Source organism: Natronobacterium gregoryi SP2, assembly GCF_000230715.2.
Lineage (GTDB): Archaea > Halobacteriota > Halobacteria > Halobacteriales > Natrialbaceae > Natronobacterium > Natronobacterium gregoryi.
Genome location: NC_019792.1, coordinates 2,926,381 through 2,944,899 on the forward strand (window position 1 = coordinate 2,926,381; position 18,519 = coordinate 2,944,899).

General features: G+C 61.9%; 15 protein-coding genes and 1 tRNA gene. 5 read left to right on the plus strand and 11 right to left on the minus strand.

All coding sequences use genetic code 11. The annotated features are described in order from the left end of the window. Positions 1-127: 127 nt before the first annotated feature. A complete protein-coding gene (locus NATGR_RS14525; RefSeq protein WP_005580756.1) occupies positions 128-481 on the minus strand; it encodes a hypothetical protein in 354 nt (117 codons plus the stop codon). A gap of 188 nt (positions 482-669) precedes the next feature. Further along, a complete protein-coding gene (locus NATGR_RS14530) occupies positions 670-1,638 on the minus strand; it encodes an NAD-dependent epimerase/dehydratase family protein (RefSeq protein ID WP_005580757.1) in 969 nt (322 codons plus the stop codon). A gap of 140 nt (positions 1,639-1,778) precedes the next feature. Between NATGR_RS14530 and allB the strand changes: the two genes are divergently transcribed. After that, complete coding sequence (gene allB / locus NATGR_RS14535) at positions 1,779-3,152, plus strand: allantoinase AllB (protein WP_005580758.1); 1,374 nt, start codon at positions 1,779-1,781, stop codon at positions 3,150-3,152. Between the two features lie 216 nt (positions 3,153-3,368). Here allB and NATGR_RS14540 read toward each other — a convergent pair whose 3' ends face one another. Together NATGR_RS14540 and NATGR_RS14545 are read right to left on the minus strand one after the other, a co-directional pair. Then, complete coding sequence (locus NATGR_RS14540; protein ID WP_005580759.1) at positions 3,369-3,668, minus strand: hypothetical protein; 300 nt, start codon at positions 3,666-3,668, stop codon at positions 3,369-3,371. A 62-nt stretch (positions 3,669-3,730) separates the two neighbouring features. Beyond that, entirely contained in the window at positions 3,731-4,801 is a 1,071-nt protein-coding gene (locus tag NATGR_RS14545; protein WP_005580760.1) for a quinone-dependent dihydroorotate dehydrogenase, read from the minus strand. A 407-nt stretch (positions 4,802-5,208) separates the two neighbouring features. On the opposite strand from NATGR_RS14545, the gene NATGR_RS14550 reads away from it, so the two are divergent. Next, positions 5,209-6,216 (plus strand): phosphatase PAP2 family protein, encoded by a 1,008-nt coding sequence (locus NATGR_RS14550; protein WP_005580762.1) that lies wholly within the window; start codon positions 5,209-5,211, stop codon positions 6,214-6,216. A 281-nt stretch (positions 6,217-6,497) separates the two neighbouring features. Here NATGR_RS14550 and NATGR_RS14555 read toward each other — a convergent pair. Beyond that, positions 6,498-6,572, minus strand: a tRNA-Val gene (locus NATGR_RS14555). Positions 6,573-6,781: 209 nt separating this feature from the next. Here NATGR_RS14555 and NATGR_RS14560 point away from each other — a divergent pair. Further along, positions 6,782-7,681, plus strand: coding sequence for a hypothetical protein (locus NATGR_RS14560; protein WP_015233747.1), 900 nt, complete (start codon positions 6,782-6,784; stop codon positions 7,679-7,681). 75 nt (positions 7,682-7,756) lie between these two features. Continuing rightward, a complete protein-coding gene (locus NATGR_RS14565) occupies positions 7,757-8,230 on the plus strand; it encodes a glutaredoxin family protein (protein ID WP_005580766.1) in 474 nt (157 codons plus the stop codon). A gap of 732 nt (positions 8,231-8,962) precedes the next feature. Here NATGR_RS14565 and NATGR_RS14570 read toward each other — a convergent pair. Together NATGR_RS14570 and NATGR_RS14575 are read right to left on the minus strand one after the other, a co-directional pair. Next, positions 8,963-10,129, minus strand: a complete 1,167-nt coding sequence (locus tag NATGR_RS14570) for a S8 family serine peptidase (protein ID WP_231990783.1) — start codon at positions 10,127-10,129, stop codon at positions 8,963-8,965. A 101-nt stretch (positions 10,130-10,230) separates the two neighbouring features. Continuing rightward, positions 10,231-10,785 carry a hypothetical protein gene (locus NATGR_RS14575; protein ID WP_005580768.1) on the minus strand — a complete coding sequence of 185 codons (555 nt, stop codon included), beginning with the start codon at positions 10,783-10,785 and terminating at the stop codon, positions 10,231-10,233. 349 nt (positions 10,786-11,134) lie between these two features. Here NATGR_RS14575 and NATGR_RS14585 point away from each other — a divergent pair, with 349 nt between their 5' ends. Then, the gene (locus NATGR_RS14585) at positions 11,135-12,130 is read left to right on the plus strand and encodes a linear amide C-N hydrolase (protein ID WP_015233749.1); all 996 of its coding nucleotides are present in this window, start codon (positions 11,135-11,137) and stop codon (positions 12,128-12,130) included. A 341-nt stretch (positions 12,131-12,471) separates the two neighbouring features. Here the strand turns inward: NATGR_RS14585 and NATGR_RS14590 are convergent, their stop codons facing one another. From NATGR_RS14590 to smc, 4 genes are all read right to left on the minus strand, one after another. Continuing rightward, positions 12,472-13,326: a hypothetical protein gene (locus NATGR_RS14590; protein WP_005580771.1), complete on the minus strand. Its 855-nt coding sequence runs from the start codon at positions 13,324-13,326 to the stop codon at positions 12,472-12,474. A 133-nt stretch (positions 13,327-13,459) separates the two neighbouring features. Further along, entirely contained in the window at positions 13,460-13,672 is a 213-nt protein-coding gene (locus tag NATGR_RS14595) for a hypothetical protein (protein ID WP_005580772.1), read from the minus strand. Positions 13,673-13,893: 221 nt separating this feature from the next. Further along, positions 13,894-14,919 carry a segregation and condensation protein A gene (locus NATGR_RS14600; protein ID WP_015233750.1) on the minus strand — a complete coding sequence of 342 codons (1,026 nt, stop codon included), beginning with the start codon at positions 14,917-14,919 and terminating at the stop codon, positions 13,894-13,896. After that, complete coding sequence (gene smc, locus NATGR_RS14605; RefSeq protein WP_005580774.1) at positions 14,891-18,481, minus strand: chromosome segregation protein SMC; 3,591 nt, start codon at positions 18,479-18,481, stop codon at positions 14,891-14,893. The genes NATGR_RS14600 and smc overlap by 29 nt, the downstream gene beginning before the upstream one ends. Positions 18,482-18,519: the final 38 nt, after the last annotated feature.

Here is an 18,519-nt window from a genome sequence, read left to right on the forward strand (position 1 = left end):
GACCGTTCGCCGAGGTGCTGAATAAACGCGGCCGGACGTTCGAGACGATTAGTTCGGATTCGAACTGGATTCAGCGAGTAATGCATATTTGGGTTTCGGCGCTCCCATCAGCAAACCGCTACTGCTATCAGACGCCCGGCACTCCGACGGCCTCGAATCCAGTGACGCCGACCAGTGCGAGGACGTAGAGAACGACCAGGACCGAAACCCACGCGATGATCGTAATCGCTGCGGCGTCGACCCAGCCACCCGGATACCGTGTGTTGATTACTGCGAGGTATGCGACGAAGACGAGCAACGGTCCAAGCAGCGGAATCCAGCCGAAGAAGAACCCGACGATCGCCCAGACGACTGCACCGATCAGTGCAGTGACAATCGCATACGTGTAATCTTCGGCGTCGACGACAACCTTCGCGCCGGCGTAAATCCCGACCGCGCCGATCAACAGGCTGGCTGCGAATACGATGAGGCTATCGATCATGCACGCGAGTGAGGCTGCCCATACCGATAGTTATCTCTCACGTACACGTACCTGAACGGAACGGGAACCGATCCGTCGATCCGGGATAGACGGATTTCTGCTTTCGCCGTCGTCGCAATGCGGCTGTACTTTCCAAACGAAAGCCAGCGACGATACCAGGGCGACCGCCACAACTGGCCAGTCCGACCTTACCCGTGAGTGCCCGTCTCCCAGGAAACCGCGGAGGTCGCTGTCGACTCTCCATCCGCGACGAGCGATCGAACCCCTGACTCGAGGCTTACCCGCGGCTCGAACCCCAGTCTACGACGCGCTCTCGAGACATCGGCACCGCTGTGGCGGACGTCGCCGGGTCGTGGTTCGTGGTGGACGATTGGGGAGGACGATTTCGTGGCGGATCGGATCGTCTCGGCGAGTTCGTCGATCGACGTGCGTTCGCCTGTCCCGATGTTGTAGGCGGTGCCGACTTCGTCGGTCGTCGCCGCAGCCAGGTTCGCCCGGACGACGTCGTCGACGTGGACGAAGTCCCGTGTCTGTTTTCCGTCGCCCTCGATCGTAATCGGATCGTCCGCGCGAGCCTGCTCAAGAAACGTCGAAATGACGCCGCTGTAGGGGCCCTGCTGGCGGGGGCCGTAGACGTTGAAGTACCGCAGTGTGACAGTCGGCAGGTCGTACAGTTCCTCGTACCGACGGGCGTACTGGTCGAGTGCGAGTTTCTGAATACCGTACGGCGACGCCGGTTCGGTAGCCGCGGTCTCGGGGACTGGAAGTGCCTCCGGGTGGCCGTAGATCGCTGCACTCGAGGCGACGACGACGCGAGCGTCTTCCTGTCGTGCCTGCTCGAGGACGAGGAGCCCGGCGTCTACGTTCGTCCGGTTGCTCCGTCGCGGCGCGTCGACGCTCTCGTCGACGGAAACCATCGCGGCCTGGTGGAAGATCAGGTCGACGCCGTGTGCGGCCCGCTGGAGGAGGATCGGATCGCAGACGTCGCCCTCGTATACGTCGACGGGTTCGGGAAGGGACGCTCGTCGTCCGCTCGAGAAGTCGTCGAGCACCCGGACTTCGTTGTGTGGAGCCAGTGTCTCGACGAGGTGACTACCGATGAAGCCTGCACCGCCGGTCACGAGTATCGTTTTGTCGCGGATCGCTGGCGAACTCATCGGTCACAGGACGCTGCGCTCGTCGTTTAGTATACCACTCGTACCACGTCGTAGCCGACCCCTACGAGCGACAACTGCGACGCGTCGTGATTCGTTGGGCAACCGAAACTATATGCACTCGCCTCGGCAAACGGTCGGCAATGACTGTCGATCTCGTCGTGGTAAACTGCACCGTCGTCACTCCCGCGGGACGGACGCCCGATGCGGGCGTCGCCGTCGATGACGGCACGATCGTCGCTGTTGGCCGAAGCGACCGGCTCCCCGACGCCGACCGCGTCGTCGACGCCGACGGCAAGGTACTCGTCCCGGGCATCGTCGACTGTCATATCCACAACCGCGAACCCGGACTCGAGTACAAGGAAGACTGGGAAACTGCTACCCACGCTGCCGCCGCCGGGGGCGTGACGACCGTCGTCGGGATGCCAAACACCGATCCCGTCATCGACCGGCCCGAACACCTCGAGTTGAAGTTCGAGCGCGGCGAGACTTCGGCCCACGTCGACTTCCAGAGCTACGCGGTCGTCACCTCGGAGAACCTCGAGTTGATCCCCGACATCGACGAGGTCGGCCCACTCGGATTCAAAATCTTCCTCGGGTCGACCGTGGGCGACGTGCCGCCGCCGACCGACGGCGAGATCCTCGAGGCGATGGAACGCATCCGCGAGACGGGTACGCGTCTCGGCTTTCACGAAGAGAACGGTGAGATCATCGACTACTACACGGAGCAGTTCCAGCAGGACGGACGCGACGAGCCGATCGACCACTCTCACTCTCGTCCCGTGATCGCCGAGCAGGAGGCCGTCGAGCGAATGATTTCTTTCGCCGACGAGACCGGCGCGAAGATCCATATGTTCCACGTCTCGTCGGGTTCGGCCGCCGAAGCGGTCGCCCGCGGGAAAGAGCAAGGTGTGGATGTAACCGCCGAAACCTGTCCACACTACCTCTGGTTCACCGAGGACGTGATGCGGGAGAAAGGGAACCCGGCACGCATCCAGCCGCCGATCCGCGACGCCGACGAGCAAGAGCGGCTCTGGGCAGTCGGGATCGACGACGGCGCGATCGACCACATCGCCACGGACCACGCACCCCACACGCCCGCGGAGAAGAAAGTCGACGACCCCTTCGGGAACACCTGGGACGCAACCTCGGGCTTCGTCGGTCTCGAGACCGAGATTCCCGTCATGCTATCCTTCGTGAACGAGGGCCGACTAACGCTCGAAGAGTGGGTTCGCTACCACTCCACGCGCCCGGCCCAGGTCTGGGGGATGTACCCGCAGAAAGGATCGTTACAGGTCGGGACCGACGCCGACTTCACGATCGTCGATCCCGAGCGAGAGTGGACGCTCGAAGACTCCTCCGAGCTCCACTCGAAGAACTGCGTCACGCCATTCGTCGGCGAGTCTTTCACCGGGAAAGCCAGTACGACAGTGGTTCGTGGTGAGATAGTGTACGAGGACGGCGCGGTCGTTGGTGAGAGTGGGTACGGGACTCGAGTCGACCCCGCCGACTCATAATCGGGAGACACGGCGACGACTTCCTCGAGTCCGGACGCTCCCACCAGGTGAAAAATACACACAGCGTATATGTTCCAGCCGTTCGTTCGGACTGGCGGAGGATCGGTGGCATGACTGCGACCGACGCTGACGCCGAATCCGAGAGGGACAGGACGAACTCCAGTCGGTATATCTCTCCGTCACCGGTCCGATGCCCACGGTCATCGAGTGACAGAGTCAACCACGGTACCGCTCGATACCGAGAAGACTGCTTCCGACGACGAAACACCCTACCGCGATCGTCACGATCGGGGTACTACACCGGTTCACACCGCCATCCGGCGAATACGCTACCCAGAGCCACGAGTACTCGTAGTACTCGAAGCCACCGGAATCACCCGCGTATCCGACGTCGGTACACGCAGAGAGCGGGAGCTCCGGCCGTGGCAAGAGAAAGAACGCGAACGCGATAGCGGCACACAGAAAGACCCCGGTCAAGAGAAACCCGGTTGCGATCGTCGTCGGTCGACTCGCCATAGTCGACTGTTCGCGTTCCCGGTAGAAGGTATTTGGGTGTGTCTCGTCCGTATCTGGCGACGCTACTCGAGGTCCGCGCCGACGGCCTCCTCGACCGACGAGAAGCCATCACGCTCGAGGAGGTCGACGAGTCCACGATTGATTTGTTTCGCGGTCGAGGGGCCACCGTAGGCGAATCCAGTGTACAGTTGCACGAGCGATGCACCTGCACGTATCTTTTCGTACGCGCTTTCGGCGGAGTCGACGCCGCCGACACCCATGATCGGGAGTTCGCCGTCGGTGTGCTCGGCGATCGCCCGGACCACGGCCGTCGACCGGTTCTCGATCGGTTTGCCGCTTAACCCACCCCACTCGTCGCGCTTGGGAGACTCGAGGCCGTCACGGCTCGTCGAGGAGTTCGTGGCGATAATGCCGTCGACCTCGAGGTCTCGAACGACGTCGACGAGGTCGAGGATCGACTCGTCTGGTGAGTCCGGACCGATCTTCACCAGGATCGGGATGTCACGGTCGTTCTCGGCTTCGATAGCGTCGACGATCCGTTCTAGGTGTTCGGGTGACGTCTCGTCGAACTCGTCGGGTGTGTTCGGACAGGAGACGTTGACGGCGACGTAGTCGGCAAACGACGAGAGGCGGTTGAAGACGCGTCGATAGTCCTCGATTGCCTCGTCCTCGTCCGACGAGTTCATCTTGCCGACGTTGACGCCCAGGGGGACGTTCGGCGTCCCGTCGGACTCGAGGCGTTCCTTGATGCGTTCCATCCCCTGATTGTTGAAGCCCATACGGTTGATCGCCGCCTTGTCCTCCGGGAGGCGAAACATCCGCGGTCGGTCGTTGCCGTCCTGTGGATAGGGTGTGACGGTCCCGATCTCGACGAAGCCAAAGCCGAGCGCCGCGAGTGCGTGGGTCATTTCGGCGTTCTTGTCGAAGCCGGCGGCGACGCCGACCGGATTGGGGTAGGTCGATCCAAAAGCGTCGACCTCGAGTGCGGGATGTTCGTACCGGAAAGCGTACGACAGTGCCGCCCTGGATGGTCGGGTTGCCTGGGCTGGCCGGAGCACGTTCTTGACGAGGTTGTGGGCTCGTTCGGGTGGTAATTTGAACACGAGGGGGCGAACCCGGGAGTACAGCGTCATCGGCCCGTAGTCGTCGCCAACTGTACGTAAAACTCCCGGTACGGCGCAACTGAACGGGAAATCAATCGTAAGCGCATGCCGCGAACGCGGCGGCAGTTTCCGCTCTCGGAGCGAGTAAGACACCTGTACTCGTCGCGGCCGCCTCGAGGACAGCGGTCACAGACGAAAGGTAGTCGCTGGAACGTAACGTTTGATCTCTTCTACGTCCTGCAAGACGTGGAATCCGGCCATCAGATTTCCGCCGAGCGTGGCGTTCGAGGTTCCAACCCACACTCATACGGACTGCTGTCCCGATGTACCGGCCCGACCGCGAGCCCTTTGCAGTCGCGCCGGAACACTCGTCACTCACGGGAAGGCAAACGCATGCGGTTGTATCTTTATCACCGAGGACTCGAAACCTGTGCGTGATGAGCGAGGAGCAAGTGTTCCCGACCAGGCTATTCGACCCGGAACTAAACCGGGCGATCCACGAGGCACTCCCCGGCGTCGTCGTCGACGCCTTCGGGGCCCTGACTGTCCTCGGAGACGGTGCAATACTCGTTGCCATCGCTACCCTCTTGTACTGGTTCGGTAGCGAAACAGACCGCCACGATCGGGCAATGGTGCTCGCAGTTGCCGTGACGACGCTCGCCCTCGTCACCGGCCTGAAAGGAATCCTCGAGATCCCACGACCGCTGTACGTGGCCGAGCCGCCACTCGAGTTCGCACCGGCGGCGTATCCGGGTTGGAGCACTCCAAGTGCCCACGCAATGGGTGCTGCAGCAGTCTACGGAGCACTGGCCGTCGTCACGAATACGGGGACACGCCACCAACGGTATGCAGCTGCCGCCTTTCTCGTCGTCACGATTCCGCTCTCGCGGGTCGTGATCGGCGTCCACTACCTCGGTGACGTCATCATCGGTGCAACACTGGGACTGCTGCTCGTCGCAGTCGCAGTACGGATCACGACCCGGTCGGTCACGCCAATGTTTGCCCTCTCGTTGGCTATCGCCGTTGCCGCGTTCGCTCTGGGTTCCGAGGAGTTCACGACGATGGCTATCGGAGCGTCGCTTGGCGGGCTCGTTACCTGGCCGCTCCTCGAGAATCGAACGGCCAATCCACTTGCTGCGTCTCTCCTCTTTCTCGGTCTGCTCGTACTCCCGTTGTTAGGCGTCGTGAAACTCCTCGAGGTATCCCTCGCCGTCGAAGGTGGCCTCGTAATCGCGGGGACGATGGTGAGTCTTGCATCGATTCTCGAAACGATCGGATTCGCGCTGGCGTTCGGCGGTGCGCTCGCCGTGCCGTACCTCGCTACCCGACTCAACGATACGGACGCTGTTCGAAAACTACAGACTGTCCTGCCATTTCGCGGCCGCCACGTCGAACTGGCTGCGGTCGGCGACGAGCCGAGTGTGGACGACCGAACCAGATTCTGATACGGTTTGCTGTCAGTCAGTTCCGGTGCGACCGTGAACTCTCCTGCGGTCGGGCCGGTACATCGGGACAGCAGTCCGTCTGACGGCGTCGTAACAAACGTGCTGTTCGCGGATTTTCCCGCAGCAAAATTGCGTGTTGGGACAGATTCGAACCGAAGGAAGCCGTTCTTGTTCGCTCACTTCCCTCGCTGCGCGAGTTGCGACTTCCAGGATTCAAACTGCCACAACAATTTCTGACGAACGCACTCCTCACTGCGTTCGTCGTGTCAGTTCGTCAGGAATGGGTTGGGGCAGATTCGAACTGCCGACTTCCTCCGTGTGAAGGAGGTATCATAACCGGACTAGATCACCAACCCGCAGCCTGTCCTACCGCCGCGTTCGACTTAAGACTTCCTTTCACCGGTCACCCGACGACCGTCGAATCGAACGCGGGCGACCTGCTCTCGAGGGGCCCCTGGGAGCTACCCACCGCAACTGATCAGTGGGAATTGACTACAGTAAACCGTCTGAGGCGTCGAGAGACGACAGCGAATGTCTTTAGTCGACTCGATGAGATCGTTCGATCGTGAGATCCCATACCCGTCGTGTCTATGGTCTCATCGTCCCGTTGCTTCTCGTCGGCGCTTTCGTCTTCGGTTCGGGACCGATTTCGTTCCCGATTCTGGGTGAGATCGAACCGGAAGAGCACTCGCTTTTCGTTTCCACGCTTTTGATCGGGTTAGTCGACGGCTTCAACCCCTGCTCTCTGTGGGTACTGACCGTCCTTTTGGGAATCACAGTCCACGCTGGGAGAAAGAAGAGTATCGTGGTCGGACTGACCTTCCTTTCTATCACCGCAGTGATCTACGGTCTCTTCATCGCGGGTGTCCTCAGTATCTTCGCCTACGTCAGTCACCTGGACGCGATTCGAGCGGTCGTGGCTTTTTTCGCCATCGTGTTCGGCATCGTGTCAATAAAAGACTTCTTCGCACTCGGGCGGTGGGTCTCGTTTAGCATTGGGGACTCGCACAAACCGAAGATATACGACCGAATCCGAACCGCAGTCTACGCCGATGGCATGCTCTCGACGATCGGTGCGACGGCGATTATGGCGGCTGGCATTGCTCTCGTCGAACTCCCGTGTACTTCCGGGTTCCCGCTCGTCTGGTCCAATCTCGTCGCTGCAACGGAGCCTTCGACGGCCATTTACAGCAGTCTTCTCTCCCTGTACCTCCTTGCCTATCTCTCGATCGAACTGGTCGTCTTCGGCGTCGCCGTCGTCACGCTCGAGAAAATTCGTTACGGGGAACCGAAGGGCAGAGTCCTCAAGTTGCTCGCCGGAACCGTCATGATCGCTCTTGGCGGAGCTCTCCTCGTCGAGCCGACCATCCTCGAGAGCGTTCAGGCGACGGTTCTGTTGTTCGCCGGAGCAGCCGGTATCACGGCGGCGGTTAGCGTTGTTTTCTATCGAACTGGGCGGCTTTGAACTCCCCACCACCGTACGGCACCACACTGTTCCACCAGAAATAGGTTAAGCGGGATACGTGAATTGATCCAACACATGAAAAAGCAGACCCGCACCGACAGCAACGGCCGGTCACGGATCACGCGCCGAACGTATCTCACAGCTAGCGGCCTCGGACTGGGGGGCGGGCTCGCTGGTTGTCTCGAGAGCACCGACGCCAAAGATTCGACCTTCGCAACTGCCCCGGAAGACGTCGATTCAGCCGTTGTTGTCATCTGGTTCTGGGGGGACGGCTGTCCCGTCTGCGAGGAGCAACGCTCTTTCTTCGAAACACTCCACGAGCGGGACGACGTCGCCGTTCTCGCGTACGAAGTGTACAACGATCAGGAAAATCAGGACAAGTTTCGGGACGTGGTCGAGACGTACCAGCTTCCAAACGAGGCTGTGCCTGTCGTCTTCGTTGGAGACCGATACTGGATCGGCGATAGCGAGCAAATCCGGTCCGGAATCGAATCCGCTATCGACCAGTGTGACGAAAACCAGTGTAGCACTCCGAGATTGCTCGAGTGAGCGCGAAGTCCAAGCGGGCGGGACAGGTGAACCGCCTCGGGTCAGTCCCGTGGCTTCCCGTTTCGATGACGTGACTTGCAGGAACCGACGAAGACCAGCCGCCGTTGGTTTCCACAGCGGTCGCAGTCTCCACGGGCGTGACTTCGGCCTGTCCCAGACTGAACTCCTGCAGATCGCGAGAAAGAATAACCAGCACGCCCATGCCTGGACTCGCCTCGAGCATTCCGTCGGCGAGCAGTCCCCACGACATGAGGACGAAGGCGAGCGTCCTGGAGCCGAAAAATTCCGCGAAGAGTTTCTGCGTAGTAGTGAATTCACTGGAAGTCACCATCCATCGTCACACCATTCGACTGAGACATGTCCACAACCTGATCGGAAACCACACTTTCCGAGCACTCAAGACCGCTGCGACTAGTCTAGTGGCGGGCCAAGCCTGAACTGATGGGTCGAATCTGGCGGTGTGGCTCGATTCGACCCGTCAGGCGACGGTTGGGGCGGTACTAGAGAGTCTCTATTTCGTGTCTGCACGAGTAAATAGGGGCGATTCCTCCGGCAACTGATCGCGTCCATACTCGAGAGAAATCGCGACCGGCTGTCGGAACGATATCGCCTCGAAATCGACGAGACGACGCTGTGTCAGCTATTAGGGCGTTGGACCTGCCTCGAGTGGAATCGACTACCCTGGAAAAGCCGACCGTCAAAGTGGAACCGACCGTCCGGAGGAATCGGCCGTCAGGACGGACAACGCGGTCGCTCTACAGCGCCGTCGTCCGACTCGTACCCGTGGGCTGCCGCCACGTCGACCAGGCCGGCCCCCTGGTTGGTGTCGTCCATCTCGAGGTCTTCGGCGGTCTCGAGCAGTCGCTCGCGAGCGTCGGCCGGAGTGTCGCCGTCGGCCAGCAACGTGGCGGCGGCACCCGTCACGTGCGGTGCCGCCATCGAAGTCCCGCTCTGGGTGGCGTAGCCGTCGACACTCGTCGAGCAGACATCTACGCCCGGAGCCGCGATGTCGACCTCGGGGCCGGTCGACGAGAAACCGGCGAGATCGTCGTCGATATCCGTCGCGGCAACGGCGACGAACTCGTCGTAAGCGGCAGGGTAGCCGACGGAGTCGGGCCGACCGTAGTTCCCGGCGGCCGCGACCGGCAAGACCCCTGCTTCGAGGGCGTACTCTCCGGCGACTTGCAGGGCGGGGGATGTCTGGCGCGATCCGAGACTGAGGTTGATCACGTCCCACTCCTGGTCGGCGGCGTACCGGATCGCCTCGACGATCGCGGAGGCACGACAGCCACCCGCCCCACCACAGACCTTCAGCGCGTGGAGCGTCGCGTCCGGAGCGACGCCGACGACGCCGCCGTCGCCGTCACCGGCCGCGATGGTCCCCGCAACGTGGGTTCCGTGCCCGAGGTCGTCCCCCCACGGCAGGTCACACCCGTCGCAGTCGATCCACGACTCGTGGTTGGATTCGGCGTTCGGGTCCGCCAGGTTCCCCGCCAGGTCGACGTGGCTGACGGCGATGCCGTGATCGATGACGCCGACATCGACACCCGCTCCCGTCGCTCCCGCCGCGTGGGCGACGCCGGCACCGATCCGATCGACCCCCCACGGGAGCGTCTGTTCGGTCCCGTCCGCTCGCGTGGAGACGCGCGTCAGTGTGTGGTCGGGCTGTACGAACGCAACGTCGTCGCGGGAGCGCAACGACTCGAGACGGGCCGGCGGGAAGACGCCCCGAACCAGTTTCAGCGACGTGTGCTCGGTGAGATCGATCCGGTCCGCCCCGCTGTCCGAGACGGACGCGACCGCGGCCGCGCCGTCGGCCGACCGCGTGCCCACGATGTACTGGTCAAGCCAGCGGTAGACGGCGGCTCCGACGCCGAGACCGAGTGTGCCCGTTCCCACGGATCTCAACAGGTCACGCCGGGACCACTCGCGACTCCTCATACGCTCGCTCCTTCCACATCGGTGGTAATAAATCCAGAACCCGAACACGAGCTGTCCCGTTAGTTACGGTCCACCTCGACGTCGTCGCGGGAGTCGGCCGAGTTCTGTGGCTCGTCGGCCACCCGCTCGTGCCCGTGCTCGTGCTCGTCCGCGGCGTCGGCAGCGTGAGACGCCGACGACCCCGCCACGGGCGACGACGGGGAGTCAGAGCTCCGGACTCGAGCATCGGCCTCCTCGACGGGTTCGGTCAGCCCGTCCCGCAGGTCGTCGCCGAAGTGCGCACCGAACGCCCCTACGGCGGCGGCAAGCACGATCGACACGAGCAAGGTCGCAGGATCGACCACACCGAGTACGGCCACCGCAGTGACGATCTCGTTGCCGATGCCCGCGCCGGCAGCGAGGACCCCGAGGGTTGCCAGTGCGGCAGCAATGGCAGTCTCGAGCAACGGACGGTTCTCGACTGCCATACCAGTCACAAACCCGCCGACGAAGAGGCCGACGAAGGAACCGGCGACGGGCACGAGCGCCAGCCCTGCAGCTGCGCCGACGGCCATCGCCACGAGGGCGACGACGAACCCGGCGAGCGAGAACCGTCTCCACGATCTGTCGCTCACGTGTGGTTCAGTCGGCAAGTGGGGTATTGGATGTTTCCCCGGTCGGTCGTGGTTGCCGTCGACACTCCAGTCGGAACGGGATCGACGGCAATCGCCAAAGCGCTGCCACAGCGAGAGCACATCCGCGAAACAGTGACGGCCGTTCTATCGACCACCCGACTCGCCGACTCCGAGGTGGTCGACGCGGTGATTCGGTCGTCTTCCTCGTTCTCGAACTCGAGAGAAACAGTCATCCAGCCGCGACGTTCCAGTTCGATCCGGTCGCGATTTATGTTTCTGCTCGAGGTACGGCTGGTTCATGTTCGGTTCCAGAGGGCACAACGGCCGAAGGTCGGAGGAGCGATCGTAAATGTGTACACGATTGGTGTACCTCGGCTCTGGAAACGTCGTTATGACCGGCCGAACGATGGACTGGCACGGTGAGATCGGCACCAACATCTGGGTGTTTCCACGCGGAGTGGAACGAACTGGCGCGGTCGGCCCAAACTCGATCGAGTGGACTGCGGAGTACGGTAGCGTCACCGCTTCCGCCTACGACATCGCGACGACCGACGGAATGAACGAGGCCGGTCTGGCTGCGAATCTCCTGTGGCTTTCGGAGTCCGACTATCCCCAGTGGAACGGCGATGCGTCCGGACTGGCGATTTCGCTGTGGGCGCAGTACGCTCTCGACAACTTCGGAACAGTCGCTGAAGCAGTCGAGAGCCACCGGGAAGCGGAGTTCGTCGTCGTCTCTGCAGAGATTCCGGACGAAGATCGGTTCGCTACTCTGCATCTCTCCCTGTCGGACGCGACGGGAGACAGCGCCGTCTTCGAGTATGTCGACGGCGAGTTAACGATCCACCATGGACGAGAGTACCAGGTGATGACCAACTCGCCGCCGTTCGACCAGCAACTCGCACTCGGCGAGTACTGGTCGGAGATCGGCGGCACCGTCATGTTACCGGGCACGAATCGTGCGGCCGACCGATTCGTCCGGGCGAGTTTCTTCGCCGACGCGATGCCACAGACTGCGAGCCGTCGAGTCGCAACCGCGAGTGTCTTTGGCGCGATCCGTAACGTCTCGGTCCCATACGGGCTCAGCACGTCTGACGAACCCGACATCTCCTCGACTCGCTGGCGAACAGTCGCGGACCACCGGGATCGACGCTACTACTTCGAGTCCGCACTTTCGCCGAACGTCTTCTGGCTGGACCTCGGCGGAGTCGACTTCTCCCCTGATGCCGGCGTTCGAACGCTTCCCCTCGGCGAGAACCAGGCAAACGTCTTCGCCGGCGACGTCGCAGACGAACTCGTCGACACCGAACCGTTCGAGTTTCTCGGCATCCCCGCTCGCTCGGGGTGACACTGACCGACTCCCCGGCGAAAATTTCGGACTCCGACTCCGGGCGTTTACGAGCGCACGCAATCTCCCGGACCAGATGGGAGTTTTCGACGGTCGCATCGGGTGCTACGTCGGCAACGTTCTCAACTCCGTCTCTGACCGCCCGGTGGGTGCACAATCGAAGCCCGTATCTGCTATGGCCACAGTCATCGACGTATCGCGGCGGCTTCTACTGTCAAAATCGAGAGCCTCGGCACTCATAGGGCTCGTCGTCACCGGGTGCCGAGTCCGGCTCGGAGCGGGTGCATCGTCATCGGCCACTTGAGCGTACGGTCCCCTTCATAAAGACGTTTTTCCATACGTCACTCGAGGATCGCCGACAGGTTCTCCTGCCAGAGACACGGCCGGAAGGCGATGTCGTAGCCCGTCGTGTCCCGGACATTGTCGAGTCCGTTTCGGAACTGGTCCCACTCGTGGTCCATCAGGGCGACTTCGTCGGCGGTGCCCATCACGCCCGTGTTTTCGGGGTCGTCGTCGTGACAGAGCACGAGGTGGGTGATCTCGTGGAGGACGAGAGCTGCCTCTTCGAACGGGTCGTCTCGCTCTGCGACGACGGCACGGTTCCCGAGGCTGAATCCGTTGACGTGGCCGTCGGGTCCGCCCCCCATCGCGTCGATCCAGTGGCTGTAGATCCGCCCCGCGTCGGCGGCTTTCGTCGTACCCGGAACGACGAGTAGTTGCAGCGCGACGTTCTTGAGGACGTCCTCGATTTCCTCGCTGTAGAAACTGTCTCGACCCCATAACAGGCCCTTGACGGTCGTTCCGTATCGATTGGCGACTGCTTGCGGGTCGTATCGTGTCGGGTAGTCGAGCCACTGTGCGTGGATGCCGCGAGTGCGAACCAGGTCGACGATCGTTCGTTTCGTCCCCGGAGAGATCGACGTCCCGCCGACGTATCTGGCGTCGAGCAGGAGATCTGGACGGCCGACCGCGAGTCCCTCGAACTGGTCGCCGAAAATCCCCTCCAGCCGTCGGTGAAACGTCGCCGAACGCTTCTTTGCGTCGAGAATACCGTCGTCGTCGCTATCCTCGATCATGCGACTGCGAACGACCGACCCGACGCCGCTGACGGCCGAGAGACTTCCGGCGACGCTGGCGGAGCGAAGAAGCAGTCGTCGAGTCGGGCGACGATCGTCGCCGCCACCGCCAATCACCATCACGTCGTGCTAACGCGACACGTCCACGTTATTCTGCGTGTGAACTACGCCAGGCTTTAACTCGAAAAGAGGGACATTCTGTACTGTCCCCTCTCGAGGGCGTGTTCGCCAGTAGAACGAATCAGCGGTTTTCTTAGGTCTCTGTCGCCGAGGCCGACTGGCTAGTCGCGACGGCGGCGTTGAACTCGTCGAACAGGTTCTCGAGTCGCTGCGTGTTCCGGTGAGAGAAGGTTGCAGGTGCCGTTTCGGTAACTGGCCGCGTTTCGGAGCCGGTCGCGGTCGTTTCGGACGATTGTGGTCGATCGATCAGCGAACTTGACTGGGGTGGAACGTTTCGTGTGCTCATTGTCGGTCGAGTTGAGTGTCATCAGAAAGCAATACGTCATCTCGAGTGCGTCAGACGGCGGCTACGGTACGTACGACCGACGTATGGGTCATGTACTATCGGCTACGGAGCACTAGTACATAAAAGTTAATGAAAGATACTGATGGAGTGGCTCGTGCGGATCACTGTCCCGGTGCAACCACGCCCCGAAGCGGTTGCACCGAAACTGACAGGGAATCGTATCAGTCGGCGAGCGGTTCTTCCGTCTCCGCCTCGAGTGGCGCCCACTGGACCCAGAGATCGCCGAACAGTTCGTCTTGCTCGAGCGTGACCCGGCCCCGGTGAGCGAGAAAGAGCAACGCCAAGTAGGTCATCACGCGCGAGCCGCCGACCTGATCTATCTCGGCGTACAGCACCTCGTCGCGGCCCTTCTCGTACTGGCGCTCGAGTGTCTGTTCGACGTCGTCGATAACGGTCTCGATGTCTTCCTCGTGGGTCGTGTGCGTCACGTCGTCGCTCGAGGGCTCGTCGCCGGCGCGAACGTCGTCCTCGGCGTGGTAGCTCAACTCCTGGACGCCACGGTTGTAGCCGCTCGGCGAGTCGCTCGTGTCGTAGCTCCGCGACTCTTTCCACCGGCTGTCGCGTTCGGCACTCCGGAGATCCCGGACGAGTTCGTCGAGCGTCTCGGGTTTCCCGCGGGCGTGTTTGCGCTCGAGGCGACGCTCCATCTCGGCCTCCAGATTCTCGACAGGGTCGAACGCCGCCGGATCATCGCTCTCGGTCGACCCGTCGTCCGCAAACGGTGCCTCCCAGGGCGGAAGTTCCTCTTCCTCGTCGCCGTCGTCCGAAGCGAACAGTTCGTCGCTTTTCATCCGCAAGAGGACACTCGCGTAGAACAGCGCCCGCCCCGACGTACGGAGGTCGGCCTCGTCGAGGGCCTCGAGGAACCGGTCGGTGACGTGGACGATGTCGATGTCCCAGGGGTCGATCTCGTCGTCTTTCGCGAGCTGGACGAGCAGTTCGACGGGTTCGACCTCGTCGTCGTCCGTCTCGTCTTCGAGAGTATCGTCCTCGGAGAACTCGAGTACTGCGTCCCCGACGTTCGATTCCTCACCGTCGTCGTCCGACTCATCCGGTCGGTCGCGGTCTTCGTGGCCGGCGATGTACAGCGGGACGTCCTCCCCGCCGTCGGTGTAGAACTCCGCGCGGCCGACGTTCTCCGAGTCGCTGTCTGACTCGCTAGTCACTGACCGGCACCTCCTCGGCATCGGCATCGGCGTCGTCGCTCAGGTCGATACCGGTCACTGCACTGACGTTGTCTTCTTGCATCGTCACACCGATCGCTCGCTCGGACCGATCGAGCATCGCCGAGCGATGTGAGACGACGACGAACTGGGCCTCGCCCGCCAGTTCCTCGACCATCTGACCGATCCGTTCGGCGTTGACGGCGTCGAGGAAGGCGTCGACCTCGTCTAAGGCGTAGAACGGTGCCGGATTGTGCCGCTGAATCGCGAAAATAAAAGCGAGTGCAGTCAGGGACTTCTCCCCGCCGGACATCGCATCGAGACGCTGGATCGGCTTGTCGCCCGGCTGGGCTCTCATCGTCAGCCCGCCGTCGAACGGGTCCTCCTGGTTCTCGAGGTGGAGCGAACCGGTACCTTCCGAGAGACGCTCGAAGATTTCGGTGAACTGTCCGGAAATCGCGTCGTAGGAGTCCATAAACGTCTCTTTCTTCTGGGTCTCGTACTGCTCGATCCGGCTGCGGATCTCCTCGGCCTCCTCGACCAGCGTCGCCTTCCCGTCCTCGAGTTCCTCGAGTTCCTCGCGGACCTCGTCGTACTCGTCGATCGCCAGCATGTTCACCGGCTCCATCGCCTCCATGTCCGCCTGCAAGAGGTCGATCATCTCGAGGACCGTCTCGTGGTCGGGAACGTCCTCGGGGTCGTAGTCGCCGACCTCGTCCTCTAGGCTCTCGATCTCCCACTCGAGGTCGCTTACGCGTTCGCGTTCACCCTCGAGTTTGCTCTCGACCGTATCGACCCTTGACTGTTGCTCGTCCCGCTTTTTCCGGGCTTCAGCGAGGTCCTCTTTGAGTTCGCTGCGGTCTTCTTTGAGTTCGGCGAGTTCGGCCTCGAGTTCTTCGACCGCTTCGCGTTTCTCCTCGAGAGCCTCCCGCTTCTCCGCGATCCTATCTTCGTACTCCGCGATTCGCTCTTCGTGTTTGGCCTTGCGGTTCTGGGCAGTCTCGATGTCGTCGTGAAGATCCTCGATCGCGTCTTCGGCGTACTCCTTCTCGAGACTCAACTCGTTGAGGTCGCCATCGATGTCCGCGATCCTGTCTTCGCGCTCGTCGATCTCGGCCTCGAGTTCTTCGATCTGTTCGGTCAGCTCCGGAATCTTCGAATCCTCGAGTTCGGTCTCGAGCTCTGCGATCTCGCCTTCGATCTCCTCGATTTCGTCCGTCTTTTCGTCGATCTCGGCCGCAATCTCGTTCATCCGTTCGTCGACGGACTCGCGTTCTGCTTCGAGATCGTCGAGATCGCTCTCCAGGCTCTCGATGTCGCTCTCGATTGACTCCCTGTCGTCCGCTATGCTCTCGATCTCGCTTTCGATCGAGCGGACCTCGTCGGCCGCATCTGTCTTGCGGTCTCGGGCATCGTCGAGGCGGCTCTCGATGTCTCTGAAATCGTCACGAAGCGACTCGCGTTCCTCCTGGAGGTCGGTGATCTGTTTTGCGACGCGCTCGAGTTTCCCTTCGCCGCTGTCGGTAAACGAGTACCGCGAACCGCCGCCCGAGCCACCGGTCATCGCACCGCTTTTCTCGACTAGGTCGCCGTCCAGGGTGACCATCCGGTAGTCGCCCATGTACGAGCGGGCGGTCTCGATGTCCTCGACGACCAGCGTATCACCGAGGACGTACGAAAAGACGCCTTCGTACTGGCCGTCGAAGTCCACGAGATTGTACGCGAAGTCGACGACGCCAGGGTCCGAGGGCTTGCTCGGGAGTCGCCGCTTGCTCATGTCCGTCAGCGGCAGGAAGGTCGCACGGCCAGCGTTGCGCGATTTGAGGTGTTCGATACACTGCTGGCCGACCACGTCGTCGTCGACGACGACGTTCGCGAGTCGCCCGCCCGCAGCGGTCTCACAGGCGACGGCGTACTCGCCCGGCACCGACCCGAGCTGGGCGACGGCACCGTGGACGCCGTCTCTCCCCGAGTTGAGGATCGTCGTCACCGCACGACCGAACGAGGAGTCGCCGCTCTCGTTTGCTTTGGCCTCGAGTTCGGCGTACTCCTGTTGTTTCGCCTGGATCTCGTCGTCGAGGTCGTCGATCTCGGACTGGATTCGACGTTTCTTCTCGGTGAGGTCGTCGACGACGTCCGCGATGTTCGCGCGATTCTTCGCAGCTTTCTCGAGTTCTCGCTCGAGGTCGCTCGCGTGGCTCTCGAGTTCGGGAATTTGCTCGCGTTTCTCCTCGATCGTCGCAGCCTTCTCGTCGATCGCGTTCGAGCGACGGCGTGCCTCGTCTAGCAACCGATCCTGCTCGCGCTGGAGGTCGTTTTTCTCGGTCTTGGCGTCCTCCAGGTCGGACTTGCGCTCTGTGAGTTCGGTCTTGAGTTCGTCGAACTCGGTGTCGACCGCCTCTATCTCGGCCTCGAGACGCTGTTTTTCCTCCCGGCGCTCTTGGATCTCCGTCTTGATCGAGGCTTTCTCGAGTTTGTGCTCGCGCATCTCCTCCTCGAGTTCCTCGATCGTCTCCTGTTTGCGGTCGATCTGGACGAACGCCTCGCGGCGATCGGATTCGGCTTCGTCGACCGCCTCCTCGCTGGCCTCGATCTTGTCCTCGAGCCGGGAGATTTCGCCTTTGATCTCCTCGATCTCGCTTTTGATACGGAGCTGTTCGTCCTCGCCTTTACGTTCGATCTCGGCGTTTAAGTCCTCGAGGTCTTCCTGGAGGCGAACGACGCGACCCTCGCGTTCGTCGAGTTCCCGCTGGCGGTCGGCGAGTTCGTCTTCGAGTTCCGCGACGTTCTCCTGGGTGGTCTCGAGTTCCGTGACTTTCTCCTCGAGCTCGCTGGCCTTCTTGAAGCTCTCGTACTCTTCTTTCTCGCGACGTAGTCGCCGGTACCGCATCGCAGTGCGGCGCTCGTCCTCGAGTTGTGCGAGGCGGTCGCGTTTCTCTTCGATGCGGAGTTCGGCCTCGTCGATGCGTTCCTCGACGACCTCGAGTTCCTCGAAGGCGTCTTCTTTTTTCGCGTCGAACTCGGCGACGCCCGCGATCTCGTCGATGATCTCTCGGCGGGCGTGAGGAGTCATGTTGATGATCTCGGTCACGTCGCCCTGCATGACGACGTTGTACCCTTCTGGGGTAACACCCGCCTGTGCGAGCAGGTCCTGGATGTCCGAGAGGTTGACCGAGCGATCGTTGAGGTAGTAGTAGGAGTAGTAGTTGTCCTCGGTTTCTTTGACTCGACGGCGGATGCGGATCTCGTCGACGTCACCGACGTCCTCGCTGCCAGCGGCGTTGACGATCTGCGAGCGAGAGAGCGTGCCGTCGCCGTTGTCCAGCACGACCTCGACGGTCGCCTCGCGTGGGCCACTGGAACTCGAGCCGTCCTCGTGGCCGGGATTGTAGATGAGGTCGGTCAACTTCTCGGCGCGGATGCCGCGGGTACGAGCCAGGCCGAGCGCAAAGAGGACGGCGTCGATGATGTTCGACTTCCCGGAGCCGTTCGGACCGGTGACGACCGTGAAATCCTGATAGAACGGAATCTTCGTCTTCCGGCCGAAGCTCTTGAAGTTGTCCAGAACGACTGCCTTGATGTACATTTTCTTCTCGAACCCTCCCTGGGAGCGAACGCGGAATC

Excerpts from the sequence above, each read along its gene's own strand:
- NATGR_RS14595 (WP_005580772.1), bottom strand. The coding sequence starts at position 13,672 with ATGAGCACACGAAACGTTCCACCCCAGTCAAGTTCGCTGATCGATCGA.
- NATGR_RS14590 (WP_005580771.1), bottom strand. The coding sequence starts at position 13,326 with ATGGTGATTGGCGGTGGCGGCGACGATCGTCGCCCGACTCGACGACTG.
- NATGR_RS14540 (WP_005580759.1), bottom strand. The coding sequence starts at position 3,668 with ATGGCGAGTCGACCGACGACGATCGCAACCGGGTTTCTCTTGACCGGG.
- smc (WP_005580774.1), bottom strand. The coding sequence starts at position 18,481 with ATGTACATCAAGGCAGTCGTTCTGGACAACTTCAAGAGCTTCGGCCGG.
- NATGR_RS14530 (WP_005580757.1), bottom strand. The coding sequence starts at position 1,638 with ATGAGTTCGCCAGCGATCCGCGACAAAACGATACTCGTGACCGGCGGT.
- NATGR_RS14550 (WP_005580762.1), top strand. The coding sequence starts at position 5,209 with ATGAGCGAGGAGCAAGTGTTCCCGACCAGGCTATTCGACCCGGAACTA.
- NATGR_RS14545 (WP_005580760.1), bottom strand. The coding sequence starts at position 4,801 with ATGACGCTGTACTCCCGGGTTCGCCCCCTCGTGTTCAAATTACCACCC.
- NATGR_RS14585 (WP_015233749.1), top strand. The coding sequence starts at position 11,135 with ATGTGTACACGATTGGTGTACCTCGGCTCTGGAAACGTCGTTATGACC.
- NATGR_RS14525 (WP_005580756.1), bottom strand. The coding sequence starts at position 481 with ATGATCGATAGCCTCATCGTATTCGCAGCCAGCCTGTTGATCGGCGCG.
- allB (WP_005580758.1), top strand. The coding sequence starts at position 1,779 with ATGACTGTCGATCTCGTCGTGGTAAACTGCACCGTCGTCACTCCCGCG.
- NATGR_RS14565 (WP_005580766.1), top strand. The coding sequence starts at position 7,757 with ATGAAAAAGCAGACCCGCACCGACAGCAACGGCCGGTCACGGATCACG.
- NATGR_RS14600 (WP_015233750.1), bottom strand. The coding sequence starts at position 14,919 with ATGCCGAGGAGGTGCCGGTCAGTGACTAGCGAGTCAGACAGCGACTCG.